At 69.1% G+C, this 17,069-nt stretch carries 12 protein-coding genes; 1 reads left to right on the forward strand and 11 read right to left on the reverse strand.

Translation table 11 applies throughout. The features are described from left to right. Nucleotides 1-244: 244 nt before the first annotated feature. From NX784_RS15955 to NX784_RS15980, 6 genes are all read right to left on the reverse strand, one after another. Nucleotides 245-2,182: a glycoside hydrolase family 28 protein gene (locus NX784_RS15955; RefSeq protein ID WP_370662944.1), complete on the reverse strand. Its 1,938-nt coding sequence runs from the start codon at nucleotides 2,180-2,182 to the stop codon at nucleotides 245-247. Beyond that, a complete protein-coding gene (locus NX784_RS15960) occupies nucleotides 2,121-4,745 on the reverse strand; it encodes a pectinesterase family protein (RefSeq protein ID WP_258817674.1) in 2,625 nt (874 codons plus the stop codon). Before NX784_RS15960 ends, NX784_RS15955 begins: the two co-directional genes overlap by 62 nt. Next, nucleotides 4,742-5,518 carry a rhamnogalacturonan acetylesterase gene (locus tag NX784_RS15965; RefSeq protein WP_258817675.1) on the reverse strand — a complete coding sequence of 259 codons (777 nt, stop codon included), beginning with the start codon at nucleotides 5,516-5,518 and terminating at the stop codon, nucleotides 4,742-4,744. Before NX784_RS15965 ends, NX784_RS15960 begins: the two co-directional genes overlap by 4 nt. 25 nt (nucleotides 5,519-5,543) lie before the next feature. Further along, nucleotides 5,544-8,270 carry a TonB-dependent receptor plug domain-containing protein gene (locus NX784_RS15970; protein ID WP_258817676.1) on the reverse strand — a complete coding sequence of 909 codons (2,727 nt, stop codon included), beginning with the start codon at nucleotides 8,268-8,270 and terminating at the stop codon, nucleotides 5,544-5,546. Nucleotides 8,271-8,503: 233 nt separating this feature from the next. Next, complete coding sequence (locus NX784_RS15975) at nucleotides 8,504-9,721, reverse strand: DUF4861 family protein (protein ID WP_258817677.1); 1,218 nt, start codon at nucleotides 9,719-9,721, stop codon at nucleotides 8,504-8,506. A 23-nt stretch (nucleotides 9,722-9,744) separates the two neighbouring features. After that, complete coding sequence (locus tag NX784_RS15980) at nucleotides 9,745-11,151, reverse strand: glycoside hydrolase family 88/105 protein (RefSeq protein WP_258817678.1); 1,407 nt, start codon at nucleotides 11,149-11,151, stop codon at nucleotides 9,745-9,747. 172 nt (nucleotides 11,152-11,323) lie between these two features. Between NX784_RS15980 and NX784_RS15985 the strand changes: the two genes are divergently transcribed. Continuing rightward, the gene (locus NX784_RS15985; RefSeq protein ID WP_258817679.1) at nucleotides 11,324-12,352 is read left to right on the forward strand and encodes an alpha/beta hydrolase; all 1,029 of its coding nucleotides are present in this window, start codon (nucleotides 11,324-11,326) and stop codon (nucleotides 12,350-12,352) included. Here NX784_RS15985 and NX784_RS15990 read toward each other — a convergent pair. From NX784_RS15990 to NX784_RS16010, 5 genes are read right to left on the reverse strand one after another with little or no spacing between them, the layout of a single operon-like run. Beyond that, the gene (locus NX784_RS15990; protein ID WP_258817680.1) at nucleotides 12,306-13,526 is read right to left on the reverse strand and encodes a M24 family metallopeptidase; all 1,221 of its coding nucleotides are present in this window, start codon (nucleotides 13,524-13,526) and stop codon (nucleotides 12,306-12,308) included. The two genes, NX784_RS15985 and NX784_RS15990, sit on opposite strands and share 47 nt — an antisense overlap. Before the next feature lie 13 nt (nucleotides 13,527-13,539). After that, nucleotides 13,540-14,793 (reverse strand): FAD-dependent oxidoreductase, encoded by a 1,254-nt coding sequence (locus NX784_RS15995; RefSeq protein WP_258817681.1) that lies wholly within the window; start codon nucleotides 14,791-14,793, stop codon nucleotides 13,540-13,542. Continuing rightward, the gene (locus tag NX784_RS16000) at nucleotides 14,790-15,053 is read right to left on the reverse strand and encodes a 2Fe-2S iron-sulfur cluster-binding protein (protein ID WP_258817682.1); all 264 of its coding nucleotides are present in this window, start codon (nucleotides 15,051-15,053) and stop codon (nucleotides 14,790-14,792) included. The genes NX784_RS15995 and NX784_RS16000 overlap by 4 nt, the downstream gene beginning before the upstream one ends. Next, complete coding sequence (locus tag NX784_RS16005; protein ID WP_258817802.1) at nucleotides 15,040-16,155, reverse strand: NAD(P)/FAD-dependent oxidoreductase; 1,116 nt, start codon at nucleotides 16,153-16,155, stop codon at nucleotides 15,040-15,042. The genes NX784_RS16000 and NX784_RS16005 overlap by 14 nt, the downstream gene beginning before the upstream one ends. After that, complete coding sequence (locus NX784_RS16010) at nucleotides 16,155-17,060, reverse strand: dihydrodipicolinate synthase family protein (RefSeq protein WP_258817683.1); 906 nt, start codon at nucleotides 17,058-17,060, stop codon at nucleotides 16,155-16,157. The genes NX784_RS16005 and NX784_RS16010 overlap by 1 nt, the downstream gene beginning before the upstream one ends. Nucleotides 17,061-17,069 lie beyond the last annotated feature (9 nt).

The following is a 17,069-nucleotide window of genomic DNA, read 5'->3' on the forward strand; positions in this document are numbered from 1 at the left end:
TGCGGCGCGCGGACCGGTGGAAGCAGAGGCTCGTGCCGGTGTTTGCGGCCATTCTACCGTCGGCGGCGGCGCGCACGGCTGCCCTGGCGTGCGGGCTTTTCCTGAGGCAAGAAGCTTAGCGTGACGGCGGGAAACGAGTTATGCCCAATGCGGCCGAAAATATCTTGTTTTCATATGGTACGGCCGTGTTACGGACTGCCGCGGCCATTGCAGCCGCGGCAGGGAGCAGGGGAGGAGGCCGCGCTCAGGCGGACAGCGTCGTGTCGTAGCGCTTGCCGCCGATGACGACGTTGGCCAGTTTCAGGCCGCGAACGTGATAGGTGTACCACGGGTGCGTCGCGTTGGCGGGCGTGCCGAAGTCGCAGTCCGCGATCGTCACGTCGCGTACGGGCAGCACCGTGGGCGCCGGTGCCGGGCCGTTGTAGTCCGACGCGACGGGGCCGAGGATGACGAACGCCTGGTAGCACGATGCCGTGGCGCCGCTCTTCGTCTTGACGTTGCCGACCGTGACCTTCGAGATGTGCACGTTGCGTACCTCGGGCGGACGGACGCGCACGTTGTCCGCGCGCGGCGTGTAGTCGCAGTCGAACGTGACGACGGCGCCCGCCGCCGCGGCGACCGTCTTCGGCTCGATCGGCGACCCGGGCAGCGGCCCGTAGAACGAGGGACTCGTCTGCACGCCGTTCGGAATGCTCACGTTATGGACGTAGAAGTTGCGCAGGAAACCGCCGCGGTTCATGTTCGTCTTCAGGCGGATCGCCGTGTTCAGCGGGTTCGTCGCCCAGTTCATGTTCTCGAACACGAGGTCGCGCGCGTACACGTTCTCGATGCCGCCCGCCATCTCGCTGCCGAGAGTGACGGCGCCGTGGCCGCTCTGCATCGTGCACTTCTGGATGACGATGTTGCGCGACGGGCCGTATTGGGTATCGCGGTTCTTGCCGGCCTTGATGGCGATGCAGTCGTCGCCCGTGTTGAACTGGCAGCCTTCGACGAGCACCGTGTCGCAGCTTTCCGGATCGAAGCCGTCGCTGTTCGGCCCGAGGCTGTTCGCATGCACATTGCGGATCGCGACGTTGCGGCACGCGACGGGATGGTGCTGCCAGAACGGCGTATGCGTCACCTGGTAGCCCTGCAGCAGCACGTCCGTGCAGCCGATCAGCTGGATCATCGGCGGGCGCAGGTAGTGGCCGAGGCCGAAGACCCGCTGCGCGAGCGGCACGCCCGCTTCCGACAGCGCCGGCAGGTAGGCGTCGTCCGCACGCCATTTGTCGTCCGCGCCCTGGATCAGCACGCGCTGTGCGTCCGGCAGGCCCGGCGCGACATCGGCCAGCGACGTCGGATTCAGCGCGTTGACCTGGTTCTGTGCCAGCTTGCCGGGCACGTAGTTCGGCGACTTGTCCTGCGCGACCGAGTTGATCGTCGCGTTCTTGCCCTTCCACGTCCACCAGCAGTCGGCGCGGCCGGGGAACGGCACGCCGCCCTGGCCGTCGAGGATCGCCGTCCAGTCGTCGCCGGTCAGCGCGATATTGTGCTGCTCGCGCGCATAGATCATGGACGAGAAGTTCAGGCAGTCGTTGCTCTGCCAGCGCGACACGACGAGCTTGCCGTTCGGCCCGCAATCGACGTCGCCGTATTTTGCATAATCGGCGGGGTCGTTGCTGAAGTAGACGTGGGCGCCGGCGGCCAGGTGCACGTTCACGTTCGACACCAGCACGATCGGACCGGCGCAGAACCAGTCGCCGCGCGGGATGATTACGCGCCCGCCGCCCTCGGCGTGGCATTTTTCGATGGCGGCCTTGAAGGCCGCGTAGCAGTCCTGCGCACCCGGCGCCGGGGTCTGCAACGTGGCCTGGTCCTCGAACGACACCCATGCCTGCACGGGCACGAGCTTGCACGGCGCGGCGCCGAAGTCGGTGACGACGTAGTCCGCGTTGCGGAACTTGACGGGGTTGGCGAGCCGTTTGGCGATGGCATCCGCCTGGCGCCATGGGTCGCCCGCGACGGCCGCCTTGCGCGCGGTCGTCAGCGCATGCGCGGGCCCGGAGAGCGCGAGGCCGGTGACGGCCGCCGTTTTCAGGAAGCCGCGGCGGGCCGAGAATGCTTGCTTCATGGTGTCTCCGTCATTCCTGTGTGTTGTCGTATTCGCCGAGATAGATGTCGGCCGGGACCGGACGCGGGCCATCGCCCAGCGCCGTGGCGGGATCGAACGGCGTGCCCGCGAGATTGTCCCAATAGTCGTCCGAGCCGAACTGCGCCGGGCGGTGTGCCAGGGTGCCGTTGCGATTCCACTCCGACCACGGCGTCGCTCTTTCGAAATGCGGGCCGATGCGCGAGCGGAGGATCACGGCCTTGCCGACCGTTTCCAGCGTGCGCTTGCGGATCGTGCCGCGCGGCGCCTGGTAGACGTCCACGTCGCCCAGCTTGCAGGCGTAGCCGTCGACGGGAATGAAGCCGTATGGCGTGCAGCGCTCGTTGTGAAACCACTGGCGCGCGAAATAGTAGCGGGTGGCTGCGGTGCCCGGTAGGTCGCTCGTGAAGCGGCAGCCGTCGAACACGAAACCATATTTTGCACGGCGGTTCGTGTCCGGCGCCGCGACGTACGACGCCGAGCGGCCGCCGATCGCGTGGATGTCGCAGTCCTTGAAGACGGCGATCGTGTCGCCGAAGATGAAGTCGACGTCGCCCTCGATGTGCGTGTCGTGGAAGAACCTGCGCACCGTCGCGCTGCCGTCCTGCGAGTTGAGGAACAGCGTGTCCTGCAGGCCGAGCAGGCGCACGCGTTCGAACTGCGCCTTGTCCCCGCCATCCACGCGCAGCGCGACGGCCTGGTGGTGCACGCGGCTTCCGCCCGTCGTGTCGGGGCAGTTGTCGCCGCTGCACTCCGGATGCGTCGTGGTGCCGGTGCGGTTGTACGCGTTCTCGATCGTCAGGTTGCGGGCCTGGAAGCCGTCTGCCCGCACCCACACGGTCGCGGAACCCGTCGTCTGCAGTGCGGGCAGGCCTTTCAATGCGTCGTACATCGCGCGCACCGAAGCTGGAGCGTGCTCGAACTGCGCGGCGTAGCGGGAGCGGTACGCCGCGCCCGTCGTGGACGCGTCCAGCGCCGCGCGGATGCGTACGGCGCCCGGGTTGTCGCCGGCGCCATCCAGCGTGATCGGCGGTGCGCCGGGCGGCACGTAGACGAGTTCTTCGTACGTGCCGGGCGCGATCCGGATGACGACGCGCCGCGTGCCGCCGGCCGCCACGGCGCGGTCGACGGCCGCCTGCACGGTGGCGAAACGGGTCGCGCCGTCGGCCGCCGCGTGCGCGTCGACCGTGTAGTCGGCTTCCAGGGGGCCTGCCGCCGCCAGCGGATCAGCCAGCGGATCCCACGGCTCGACCCTTTCGTTGCCGACGGGGCCGACGTACTTCAGCACCTCTCGATAGTCGAACCCACGGGCCTGCGCGGCCGTCAGCTGCGGGCGCGGATCGCGAGTGGCCGGCGCGGGAAACGGCAGGAAGCGTGCCGCACAGTCCGCGCGCGCATCCCGCACGTCGAAGGTGCCCGTCACGCGCGCATGCTCTTCCTTCACGTCGGATGCCGGTGCGATGGCGACGTCCTGCAATGCCAGCGTGAGCGGATGCACGTCGTCGTAACCCTGCAGCAGGATGCGGCCCGGCGTCGTGCTGCGCACCCGTTCCATGCGGATGCCGGCATAGTCCGGAACGAGGTTGCCGGGCTGCGAGGGTTGTTCGTAATGCGTCGTGACCTCGATGGGGGAGCGGATGTCGCGCAGGCAGACGTCGCGGTAGACAATGCCGTCGACGCGGCCACCGCGCATGTCGTTGCTCTTGATGCGCAGGCCCGACGTCGTGCCATCCATCGTCAGATCCTCGACGAGCACGCGGTGTACGCCGCCGTTCGTCTCGCTGCCGATCGACATGCCGTGGCCGCTGTAGAAGCGGTTGTGCACGATCGAGACGTTTTCCGTGGGGCCGGCGCTGCCCGCCTTGATGGCGACGTTGTCGTCGCCCGTGCGGATGATGCTGTGCGCGATAGTGACGTTGCGCGACGAGATCGGATCGATGCCGTCCGTGTTGCGCGCGTCATGCGGCGTGTCGATGGTGACGCCCCACGCCGTGAAGCCGTCGACGCTGTTCAGCGTGACGTGGAAGTTCGGGGAATTCACGAGGCGGATGCGGTACAAGGTGACGTCGCGTGCCTTGTCGGCCTGGATCAGGCGCGGCACGTTCTGCCGGCTCTTCTCCTTTTGTGCGCGGCGGGCGATCTGCCACCACGTCTCCGTCTTGCCGAGGATCGTCTGCCCGCCCTGGCCGTCGATCGTGCCGCCGCCCATGATGCTGGCGCCGCGCACGCCGTCGAGCGTGATGAACGGGCGGCAGCCACGGCCCGACGCATCGTTCGTGCCGCACGTGCCCGCGCCGCGGTCGTACAGGCGCGGGTCGGTGCTCGCGTACAGCGTGGCGCCCGTATCGACGAGCAGGGTGACGCCGTCGCGCAGTTGCAACGGGCCGGACACGAAGTTGCGGCCGTCGTTGCTGGCCGCGAGCACGACGGCATGGCCGGGCGCGCATTTGTCGATGGCGGCCTGGATGCGCGCGGCGTCGTCGCGGCCGGACGTCGAGGCGGCGCCAGTCAACACGGCGCAGGCGGGCGGCAGGACGGGTTCGCGCACGGCGCGCCCGTCCTGCGCGTGCGCGTGCGCGGCCGCGAGCGCGCACGCGAGCAGGGCGGCACGCCTCAAGGCTTGCCTCCGTCCTTGAAGTACGCGGCCGTCTCGGGCCGCGCGGCCACCAGCTCGCGCTCGACCATGCGAGCGAAGAAATCCGCGCCCTTGGTGCCCAGGTGCGTGCGGTCGAATGCCGACTTGGCGGCGCCCGCGGGTTCGACCTTGCTCGGATCCGCAGGCAGGCCGTACCCCGGCGGGCGGGGCACGACGGCAAGCGTATCCGCCTCGTCCTGGCCCATCGCCTGGACGGCGGCGGCGCTGTCGCGGTTCAGGTCCAGCAACGTGGCGTGTTCCTGCGCCGCGGCGCGGCGCATGGCCGCGGCCCATGGCGCCAGGTCGTCCGCGAGATAGGCGCCCTTGAACGTGCGCCGCGTGAGCGGCGTGACGAGCACTGGTACGCCGCCCAGTGCCCGCGTCTCCCGCGCATAGCGCGCCATATTGGCGGGGAACTGGGTGACGAGGTCCGTCGAGCGGCCCGGCTTCCCCGGCTGGTCGTTGTGGCCGAACTGCACGAGGACGTACGTGGCCTTGAAGCCGGCGCCGTCCTTCAGCATCCGTTCGACCTCGTCCCAGCGGCCCTCGGCGCGGAAGCTGCCCGAGCTGCGGCCGCCACGCGCGAGGTTCACGCAGGTGACGTCTTGCGCGAACCTCGCGCACAGGGCGTCGCCGTAGCCGCTCTTCGTGGCCATCGTCGAATCGCCGACGAGGATCACGCGGATGGGCGCCTCGGCCGCTCCGGCGTGGCCGGCCAGGACGAGCGCGGCCAGTGCGATACGTTGAAGTAGCATCGTTGTCCTTTCGAAGGGCGTGCGATCAGTCGAAGTCGTAGCTGATGCGCAGGTTCATCGTGCGACCGATCGGATTCGCCACGCTGCTCAGGTAGCCGCTGCTGTAGATCGTGTTGTTGGTGATCGGCGGGGCCTTGTCGAACAGGTTCGTGACGCCGAGCGTGACGCGCAACTGCTGCTGCACGCGCACGGAACCGGTCAGGTTCCACGTCGAGTACGACGGGATGTCGCGGTAGTACTGCGACGTGACGGCCGTGTTGGCGTCGCGGTATGTGCTGTTGAAATTGTTCGTCAGCTGGGCCGAGTAATCGCCGCTCTGCCACGTGAGGCGCAGGTTGTGCTTCCAGCGGAACGTGATGATCGGGAAGCTGGACGTCGTGCCGTTGCTGGCCCAGCCGAACTGACCGACGTTCGACATCCACGGGCCGCCCGGAACCAGCTGGTTGTCGAAGCGGGTCAGGTAGGTGCCGTCGATGGCGGCGCCGAACGTGCCGAAGCGGTTGCGTGCGATTTCCCAGTTCGCCGACACGTCGACGCCGGCTGCGATCTGGCCGCCCAGGTTCATCGTCGTGTTGTTGATGTACGCGAGCGAGTTGTCCGGGTTACGCACGAACAGGTTCTTGTAGTCGGCGTAGTTCGTGAAGTAGACGTTTTCCGGCAGGTTGGCCAGCATGTCCTTCATGTTGACCTGCCAGTAGTCGAGCGACGCGGTGAAGGCGCGCGTCGGTTCGAACACGACGCCCAAGGTGCCGCCCTTCGAGCGTTCCGGCTGCAGCGTGTTGTTGGAGCCCGTCAGCTTGTTCAGCTTCGCGTTGCACACGTCGGCCGCGCTGGCGCCGGCGACGGCCGTGCCGGAGCCGGGGATCGCGGGCGTGGGGCCCGGGCACAGCACCGGGTCGTCCCAGCGGCCGGCCGTCGTCGTGTTGGCGACCGTCGTGCGGTAGCCGTAGCGGTCGAACAGCGTAGGCGCGCGGAAGCCCGTGTTGGCGGAGCCGCGGAACATGAGCGTCTTCGTCGGCTGCCAGCGGAAGCTGATCTTCGGCGTGACGGTCGAGCCCACGTCGCTGTACTTGTCGATGCGCGCGGCGGCGTTCAGGTCCAGCGTCTTGGTGACGGGGGCGTCGATCTCCGTGTAGATACCGGCCACGTTGCGCGCGCTTTCGCCGTGGGCGGGCACGCTCTTCGCGTACGTGATGTCGGCGGCCTGCGCCAGTTTGGTGTCTTCGTTCGTGTCGCGGTGCAGGTCGGCGCCCAGCGCGAGCGCGAGGTCGCCGCCGGCCAGTGCCATCAACGAGCGGCTGATCGTGCCGTCGACACCGTAGTAGGCGCTCTTCGAGCTGCGGTTCTGCATGCCGTCGGCCGCGATCGATTCGAGGTAGTCGCGGCCCGTCTGGTCCTGCAGGCCAAAGGGGTTGAGCACACCGTTCGCGAGGCCGTTGATCAGGCCGATGCCCGAGAAATAGCCGGATTTGTAGTAGCCCTTGCGCAGCGACAGGCCGTAGCTCATGCCGGCCTTGTAGTCCCAGTTGCCGAAATGGCCGTCGGCCGACAGCAGCAGGCGCTGGTTGATCTGGTTGTCGCGCGTGACGGCCGGGCCGAAGTCGGCGACGGCCCAGGAGACGGTCAACGGCTGGTTCGTGATGCCGGCGACGGCCGGCACGCCGCCGCTCTTGCCCGGATACCACTTGCTCGTCGCCGGCAGGATCGGCTTCGCGTTGCCGACGGCCAGTGCCTGCGTGGGGTTCTTGGACGCGAAGATCGATTCGTCGCCGCGCGTGTATTCCAGGGTGACGGTATTGTCGGCGTCGATCTTCTTCGTCGCCTTCGCGTACATCGACAGCTGCTTGTTCGGGTACAGGGCCGTGCCGTACGTGTCATTGTCCAGCACACAGGTGCTCTTCGCGCCCGGGATCGAGTACGGGGCCAGGCAGCCGCTTGCATAGTACGGGTTCGCCGCGTTCTTGTTGGCGGAGCTGGTGAAGTTCGCGGGCGTCGCATAGCCACCGCTGGCGGCGCCCGGCGGCAGGCCGATCGCCGTCATCGCCGCGGCGTCCGGCACGAAGCCGGCGCGGTCCGACAGCAGCAGGCGGCTGCGCTGGTGGTAATCGACGGTGCCGTAGACGTTCCAGCCGTCCCGCTCCAGGCTGCCCTTGCCGAACGTGGCCTGCAGTCGTTTCTCGTCGCCGCCGCCGTGGCGCTGCGGTTCGACGACCTGCACGGTGAAGTTGCCGCCCGTGACTTCGCGCTTCGTGATGAAGTTGACGACGCCACCGATGGCGTCCGAGCCGTAGATCGACGAGGCGCCGTCGCGCAGGATTTCCACGCGCTGCAGGGCGCTGATCGGGATCGTGTCGAGGTTGGCGTAGCCGTCGGCGATGGCCTCGTTGGCGAGCCGGCGGCCATTGAGCAGCACGAGGGTACGGTTCACGCCCAGGCCGCGCAGGTTGATGTTCGTGCCGGAGCCGGCGTTCGACGGCTGCAGCGACGCCGATTGCGGCAGCGCCATCATCACGTCGGCCAACGTGGTCATGCCTTGCTTGACCAGTTCATCGGCCTTGATCGTCGTGACGGGCAGGGCTTCCTCGGCGGCCAGGCGTTTGATGCTGGAGCCGGTGACTTCCACGCGCTGGATCGGCGCATCGCCCTGCTGGGCCTGGGCCTGCTGGGCGAGGGCGAGGACCGCGAGCGCGATCGACGACATGACGAATTGACGGGACGTGGTGCGGGGCTGGGTGCTGCGGGGGTGGTTCATGAAGCTGTCTCCTGTTGTTTTCAATGACATGTCGGAGCCGCCCGGGGGGGGGGCGGCGCCGATGGATGCTTCCTGCTAAACGGTGCCTGGCTAGGTAGGGATCCTCTTGAACAGCGCGGGATCCTGATTGGTTGGACCATTCTAAAGTGGTTTGACCACAATATCAATGTGGTCGGACCGCAATGCGTAAATAATATGTTGGGAAATCGACAGGGTGAGGGCGGCGGCCGGGCTCAGTGCGGGGCCGGCGCGAGCGTGATCCGCACGGGATGCGCAATGCGGCGTGCCTCCGCTGCCACGTACGCCTGCCACGCGGCCTTCGACGTGATGCGTCCGGCCCGGTCCCACGCGGCGCCGGCCCAGTAGCGCAGCGGCTTGCCCGATTCCACCTTGGCCAGCACGAGGTCGTTCAGCGCATCCTCCGCATAACCGGCCGACGCCGGCAGCAGAATGGCCGTGCCGAACGCGCCGTTGGTGGCCTGCTCGACCCATTGCAGCAGCGCGTGGTCCGCGTCGTCGCGTACGAGCGCGATCCGGGCCGCCTGCTTCTTGTCGGCGGGCGTCTTGTTCAGGCCCACGGCCACCGTCAGCGCGGCCGGCCCGGCGAAGGTGAACGTGCTGTCGATCCGGTCCAGTTGGTGGCCCGCATCGACGGTGAAGCGCTTCACTTCCGTGACCTTCGTGCCGGCCGCATCCCACGCGTCGTACGTCAGCTCGAACACGGCGCGCACGGGGCCGTTCGCGAGCACCTTCCACGTCGCGTAGTTGCCGCTCGTGGCGAGGTGCCCGCCGTCCCACACGCCCGTGCCGCCGGCCCCGCGCGAGCGGCCGACGTTGTACATGTCCATGCCTTCGCCCTCGTCCTTGTGGTAGTGGTCGTGGCCCTTGTTGTACCAGCGGTCGACGATGGGATAGTCCACGCGCTTGAACCAGATATCGAGGCCGCTCGTCTCCAGCACTTCCTTGCCGCTGCCGGGCGGCGCGGGCGCGGCGAGCGCGGGGCCGTACGTGCGGTGGCCGATGACGTCGTTCTCCCACGCGAAGTCGTCCAGCCGTTCCGGCACGTAGCGGGCGAACGCCTTCGGTGCGAACGGCGGTGTCAGCGCGTCGCTCCTTTCGACGACGAACGTTGCCGTCCGCTCGCCCGCTGCGAAGTCGTGCTGGAACAGCAGTTCGCCGTACGCGGCGCCCACGCCTTGCGGGTCTTTCGCCAGGGGCGCCACGTTCGTCACCTGATAGGGCAGCACGTGGCCCGCGCCATCCTTCACGACGAGGTGCTGGATCAGCGCGCCGGGCAGCGCGGCGTTCACGTCGCGCCACGGCACGACGATCGTCTCGGACGGGCGCGCCGCGTCGAGGTCGTGGGTGGCGGTGACGGTCAATCGGTCGGCCGCGGCGGCGTGCGCGGCCAGCAGGATGCCTGCCGCGCAGAACAGGAGGTTCGCTTGCATGGTCTGGCTTTCGTCGTGGCGGATCAGGGATGTTCGCGGTAGCTGGTCTGTCCGCCGTCCTTCGGCACGTAGTGGTACGTGCGGACGCGGTACTGGATGTCGATGGCCGGATTGTTCAGCAGGCGGATCATCTCGGCGCCCGCGAGCAGCATCGGGCCGTAGCCGTGCATCGCCGCCGTGCTGGTGGGGCGGTTGTAGTAATAGACCTGGTCGCCCGCGAACGTCGTCTGTACGCACGTCCCTTCCACGCGGCCTTGCGCATCGATGCGGGCGGACAGCGCATTCCACCCGGCTTGCGCGATCGAGCCGTACGTCGTCGGGCTGATCCACCCTTCGTTGACGGCATGCGCGAGCACGTAGACGAACATGGCGCTGGCCGACGTCTCGAGGTAGGAATCGTCGCGGTCGACCATCTGGTGCCACAGCCCCGCGCCGGACTGGCGTTCGGCGATGCCCCGCAGTGTTTTACGCAACTGCGCCAGCACCTTCGGATAGCCGGGATGGTCGTGCGGCAGCACGTCGAGCACGTCGGACATCGCGAGCACGGCCCAGCCGTTCGCGCGGCCCCAGTAGAAGCGCGGCGCGTCCGGGTTGTTTGCGTTCCAGCCGTGCGTGTACAGATTCGTCTGCGGATCGAACAGGTAGCCCGTCATCTGCAGCACGTTGTTCACGGCGTCGTCGAAGTAGGCACGCTCGCCCGTCATGCGTCCCAGTTCGGCCAGCGCGGGGATCCCCATGTACATATCGTCCGCCCACAGCGAGATGGCTTGCGGGCGCTGGCGCGCGAGGGTGCCGTCGGGCAGGCGGAACTGGCGCTTCGCCACCCAATTGCCGCACACGCGGATCTGGCTTGCGAGGTCCGGCCCGATGCCTGTGCTGCGCGCGCGTATCATCGCGGCGCACATCGAGCCGGCGTCGTCGAGGGCGCGCGGGTCGAGGAAGTGGGCGAAGCTGTTCGCGCGCTCGAGGTGGAAGCGCTGTTCCTGGGCGCGGAAATAGGGCAGGCGGTCGGCAAAGAACTGCAGGTGGCGCGCGGTCAGCGCCGTATAGCGCTTGTCGCCCGTGACGGCGGCGGCGTGGATGAGGCCCGCGTGCACGACGCCCATCTCGTACGCCTGCAGGCCGAAGCCGGCATCGCCTTCCTCGACCACGGCGTCTGCGACGGGTGTGCGGAAATCCGTGACGGGCGTGCCGCTTCCCTTGTGGACGATGCGCGTCGGCGTCTGGCTGTCGACGTAGCCACGGATGCGCTGCAGCGCCGCCGCGATCTCGGCCACGACGGGCTTCTTGTACGGTGCCGGGTACGTGCCCTCGGCCGGGTCGTTCTGGTTCTTGTTGTCGGGGTTGCGATAGGTGCCGTCTGCGTGCGCGGGGACGGCCAGGCACGCGAAAGCGGCCAGGATGGCAAGCAATCTGGTTGGCGGTTGCAACGTAGTCTCCAATCGTTTTTCGGAGTGACGGTCCTCGTGCCTGTGGCCGGGCCGTTCTATATCTGGTCGGACCATTCTAGGTTGGTCTAGCCACTTTGGCAAGGTGGACTAGCCGCGACTTGTTGTTCCATGGCATACTCGTCCCGACACAAGGCATCAGGACGGGAGCGGCATGGACGGATCGCGACGGGCAACGATGTGCGCGCTGGGTGCAGCCCTGGCACTGGCCGCCTGCGCTGCACGGCCGCCGGCGCAGCAGGCTCCGGCGCCGGAAAGCTATACGGCGGAGACGACGTACGCGAAGCTTGCGTCCACGTATCCGTTCATCCGCATCGCGAGCCGCGCCGTGCCGCCGACCGTGCGCGCCATCACGAACGTCACTTATGTGCGGCGCGCGGGCCACGACCTCCAGTTTGACCTGTACCTGCCTGCGGCCCCCGTCACGGCGCCGCGGCCCGCGATCGTGTTCGTGCACGGCGGCGGCTGGCGCGCGGGTGTGCGCGCGAACTTCGCGCCGATGGCGATCCGGATGGCCGAGCGGGGCTACGCAGCCGCCACGATCAGTTATCGGCTGGCGGGAGAAGCGCCGTATCCGGCCGCGATCCACGACGTCAAGGCGGCCGTCCGCTGGGTGCGCGCGCACGCGGGCGCGTACGGCATCGACGGCGACCGCATCGCCATCGCGGGCGGCTCGGCTGGCGGCCAGATCGCCGCGCTCACGGGCGTCACGAACGGGGAAAGCCGCTTCGATCCGGACGGCGGTCCCGGTGCCGTAGCCAGCAACGTGCAGGCGATCGTCAACATCGACGGTCTGTCGGACTTCACCTCGGAAGAAGCGCGCCGATACGAGGACGACCCGGCGAAGCAGCCGTCGTCGGCCGGCGCTTGGTTTGGCGGGCGTTATGCGGAGAAGGCGGCGTCGTGGCGCGACGCGTCGCCGCTATTCCACGTGGGGCAGGGCACGCCGCCCATGCTGTTCATCGGCAGCGCACAGCGCCGCTTCAGCCTCGGGCGCGACGCGATGGTCGCGCGCCTGCAGGCGCTCGGGGTGCCGCATCGCGTCGTGCTCGTGCCGGACACGCCGCACAGCTTCTGGTTGTTCGACCCGTGGCTCGCGCCGACGGTCGAAGCGACGGACGCGTTCCTGCGCGACGTCATCCCGCCCCGAACGGATCGTCCAGGCTCGCCGCCGGCTGCGTGAACCAGCGGGGGCCCGCCGCCGTCATGTAGAAATGGTCTTCCAGCCGGACACCGAATTCGCCCGGCACGCAGATCATCGGCTCGTTCGAGAAGCACATGCCGGGTTCGAGCGGACGCCGCTCTCCGCCGACGAGGTAGGGGCCTTCGTGGATGTCGAGGCCGATGCCGTGGCCCGTCCGGTGCGGCAGCCCGGGCAGCTTGTAGCCGGGCCCGAAGCCGTTCGCTTCGAGCGAGCGGCGTGCGGCCTTGTCCACGTCCTCGCACCGCACACCGATCTTGGCCGCATCGAACGCCGCTTGCTGCGCCGCCCGCTCCGCGTTCCACACGAAGCGCTGGCGGGCCGTCGGTTCGCCGAACACATAGGTGCGGGTGATGTCCGAGATGTAGTCGTGGACCTTGCAGCCCGTGTCGATCAGCACCACGTCGCCCCGCTTCATCGTCTGCACGTAGTTCACGCCATGCGGATACGCGGTCGCCTCGCCGAACAGCACGATGCAGAAGTACGACCCGCTGGCACCGACCCGGCGGTGCGCGAGGTGGATGAATTCCTGCACATCCGTCGTCGTGATGCCTTCGTGGAGGATGGCTGCCGCCGCCTTGTGCACGGCGAGGGTCATGTCCATCGCGCGCTGGATCAAGGCGATCTCCGCGTCGGACTTGCGGCTGCGGCACAGCGACGTCACGGCATGCGCGTTCTGCAGCGCATAACCTTCCGTCGCGGCGCGGATGGCATCGAACAGGAACAGCGGCGTGCTGTCGTCGATCGCGAGCACGGGCGCCGCCGCGTCGTTCGCAGCGATGCCCATCCCTTCGAGCACGTTGCGCAGCCGCAGTGCGGGGTTCTCGTGTTCGTCCCAGCAGGCGACGTCGCCTTCCACGCCCATGAAGCTGCGGATCGTGGCTTCCTCGAACGCTGGCGCGATGTACACGAGGTCGCCCGCCGCGGGCAGGACGGCGCCCACCATGCGTTCGCTGGGATGCCATTTCGTGCCCGTGAAGTAGGTGAGGTTGCTGCCCGCGTTCAGGTACAGCGCCGCGATGCCGGTGGCCGCCATCGCGCCTTGCGCGCGCGCGATGCGCGACCGGTATTCGGCCCGCGTGATGGGGGCGGCGCCCGCCGTCATGTCAGTCAGCGCGGCGAGTGCCGCCTGCTTGTCCGTTCCGCCGATGGTCATGATTCTCCTTGTGTCATTCGATCCGGGATAGCGCCCGCGCACTGGCGGGCATGATGGGCAGGCGGCTGTCGGGCGGCGTCCACCCGAACAGGAAGGCGCACCCCGGGCCGCACGTCTTGCCCTGGCACGGGCCCATGCCGACGCGCGTCGCGAGCTTCGCTTCGCGCCAATCGCGATGAGGCAGCAGTTGCGCTGCCGTGACGTCCTCGCAACGGCAGACGATCGTGTCGGGCCGGCACATCGTCTTCAATGCGTCGCCCGGTGCGAACGCGCGCGCCAGCAGCGCGGCGAATGCCCGCGATGCGCGCAGCCCCGGTATGTCGCGCGCGGACGGATGCAGCGCCAGTGCGGCGAGCGCGGCGAGCCGGCCTTCCGCGACGGCTTTGTCGACGCCGCCGATGCCGGTGCATTCGCCGGCGGCCCAGATGTCCTCGCGGCTCGTCTCTTGTGTCGCGTCGACGAGGATGGCGCCGTCCGCCGTCGCGCAGCCCAGCGCGCGCGCGAGGTCCGTGTTGGGCACGAGTCCGAAGCCCGCGCCGAGGAAATCGCAGGAATACGTGACTTCCTTGCCACCCGTCGTGATGGTCACGCCGCGCAGTATATCGTCATCGGTGGCCGCGACGATGCGTGCGCCCGTCACGTACGGCACGGCCCGCAATGCCGCGAACAGCGACGCGGCCTGCACGAACTTGCCGCGGTGCCGGGCCAGCAGCGCGAGCCCGAATCCCGTCAGGCGGGACCACGGTTGGTGCTCGACGATGGCCGCCACGCGCGCGCCGGCCCGCAGCGCGGTCGCCGCTGTCGCGAGGAGCAGCGGGCCCGTGCCGGCGACGACGACGGTGCGATCACGCACAGGCATGCCGCCCTTGATCAGCGCTTGCAGGCCGCCCGCACCCGTGACGCCGGGCAGCGTCCAGCCGGGGAAGGGCAGGCTCAGTTCGCGCGCACCGGTGCAGAGCACGAGGCGTTCGAACGGGATCGCCGCGCCGCCGTCCGCCGTCTCCACCAGCAAGGTGTTCGCGTCGGCGCAGCCGATGACCTGGGTGCCCGTCCGGTGCGTGAAGCGCGGGTGATCGTGCAGCGCGGTCCATATGCGCGTCGCGCGGGCATCCGTCCACCGGCCAGGGCCGCCGCGCCAGATCTGGCCGCCGGGGGCATGGTTGTCGTCGATGAGGCATACGCTGGCGCCGGCGTCCAGCGCGGCGTGTGCGGCGGCCAGGCCCGCTGGGCCGCTGCCGACGATGTGCAACAGCCGTTCGGACGTCACCAGTCGCCTCCCGTCTCGATGATCATGCCCGGCGTGCACACGGTGCGGCAGGCGAGCCGGTGGACGCGGCCGTCGATCGTCACGCGGCATTCCTGGCACTGGCCGATGCCGCAGAACGCGAAGCGCGGCCCGCCCGTGACGGCGCGGCGCGTGCACATCGACCCTGCGATGACGAGCGCTGCGACGACGCTCGCGCCGGCAGGTACGTCGACGGCGGCGCCGTCGATGATCACGCGGTTGGATGGGTTACGCGTGTTCATGCGCGAACCTCGCGGGGAAATACGGTGCGGCGTCGATGGCGGGCGTGCGGCCATGCATCAGGTCCGCCAGCAGTCGCGCCGTCCCGAACGCCGTCGTCACGCCGAGGCCTTCGTGGCCGCACGCGAGCCATACGCGATCCAGCGCAGGATGGCGTCCGATCAGGGGCCTGCCGTCGCGCGTCGCGGGCCGCAGCCCTGTCCAGCTGCGGATGATCGTCATGTCGGCGAGGCAGGGCAGCAGCGCGATGGCGGCGCGCAGCACGTGCGCGAGCACGCGCGGGTCGACGTCGTGGTCGACGATGCCATCCTGGCGGCACGAGCCGACCAGCCACTGGCCCGTGATGCGCGGCTGGACGTTGGCGGCGACGGCGAGGGCGTCGCTGCCGGCTTCCGTCTGGCCGTAGCCCATGCTGACGACCTGGTGCGACAGCCGGCGCGGATAGCGCGCGGTGATGGCGAGGTGGCCCTTGCGGGGGAAGACGGGGACGCCGGGCAGCAGATGCGGTACCTGGGTGCCCGTCGCGACGACGACGTCGCCGGCGACGATGCGCTCCCCGGTCGCCAGCGTGACGGACCCCGGCGCGACGCTCGCGACGGCCGCGCCGAACAGCGAGCGGCCGCCCAGCGCGACGAGGCGCTCGGCCAGGTCGCGCGCCACGGCGGGCGGATACACGACGCCGTCGCGCGCCACGCGCACGCCGCCCGCGAGGCCGGGGCGCAGCGCGGGTTCCACGCGCGCCAGGTGCGCGCCGGACAGAGCCTCCGCATCCCAGCCGCGCCGGCCCAGGCGCTCGGCGCGCGCCAACGCGTGGGCCAGCTGCGCGTCGTCCTCCGCCACCCACAGCGTGCCGCAACGGACGTGTTCCGCCTCGCGGGCCCGCGTGGACAGGTATTCGTCCCAACGCGCCAGCGACAGCAAACACAGATCGAGTTCGTCGTCCGTCTCGTCGAGGGCGACGAGGTGGCCCATGCCGGCCGACGTGACACCTGCGCCGGGATGGCGCGCGTCCACGAGGAGTACACGGTGGCCCGACGCCTGCAGCTCCGCCGCGCACGCCGCGCCCACGATGCCGGCGCCGACGACGATGACGTCCGGATGCATCACGGCAGCGCGGGCAGCGTCGGGAGCGCCGGCCGGCAGGCGATGGCCGTGCGGATCGTGCGTTCGACCTGCACGCGGCGCTCGCCCGCGAGCGGCAGCCGCGGTGCGCGCACGCGCTCGTTCGACCCGAAGGCGATCGCTTCCGCCAGCTTGATGTTCTGCACGAGGTAAGTCGACACGTCCAGGTCGAGCAGCGGCCGGAACCAGCGGTAGATGCGCAGCGCCTCGTCGTAGCGCTGCGCTTGCACGAGGCGCCAGATCGCCACCGTCTCGTGCGGGAAGGCGAGGCACAAGCCGGCCACCCAGCCCGTCGCGCCGGCCGTGAGGGCTTCGAACGCGTGGTTGTCGACGCCCGTCAGCAGGTCGAAGCGGTCGCCGAAGCGGTTGATGATCTCCGTGCCGCGGCGGACGTCGTCCGACGATTCCTTGACGGCGACGAAGCGCGCGTCGTCGGCCAGCTCCGCCATGATGTCCACCGTCACGTCGACGCGGTAGGCGAGGCGGTTCGAGTAGATCATGATCGGCAGGTCGCCCGCCGCGGCGATCGCCTTCAGCGTGGCGACGGTCTCGCGCGGGTCCGTGTGGTAGATCGTGCTTGGCACGACCATCAGGCCGTCGGCGCCGGCATCCCTGGCCTTGCGAGCGAGCGTACACGCGTCGCGCGTTGCCGCCTCGGCCACCGTCAGCAGAGCGGGCTTCGCGCCGCTGGCTTCCTTGCACAGCTTCAGGACGGCGATGCGCTCGTCGTGCGACAGCATCGGTCCTTCGCCGAGCGAACCGCAGGCGATGAGGCCGTCGACGCCGGCATCCATCTGGATCTGGAAGCAGCGGCGCATCTCGTCATGGTCGAGCGAGCCGTCCTCGTTGAATTTCGTCGTGACGGCCGGAAGAACACCTTTCCACATGCTGTTTGT

Source organism: Massilia pinisoli (assembly GCF_024753285.1).
In the GTDB taxonomy this organism is placed as follows: domain Bacteria; phylum Pseudomonadota; class Gammaproteobacteria; order Burkholderiales; family Burkholderiaceae_D; genus Telluria; species Telluria pinisoli.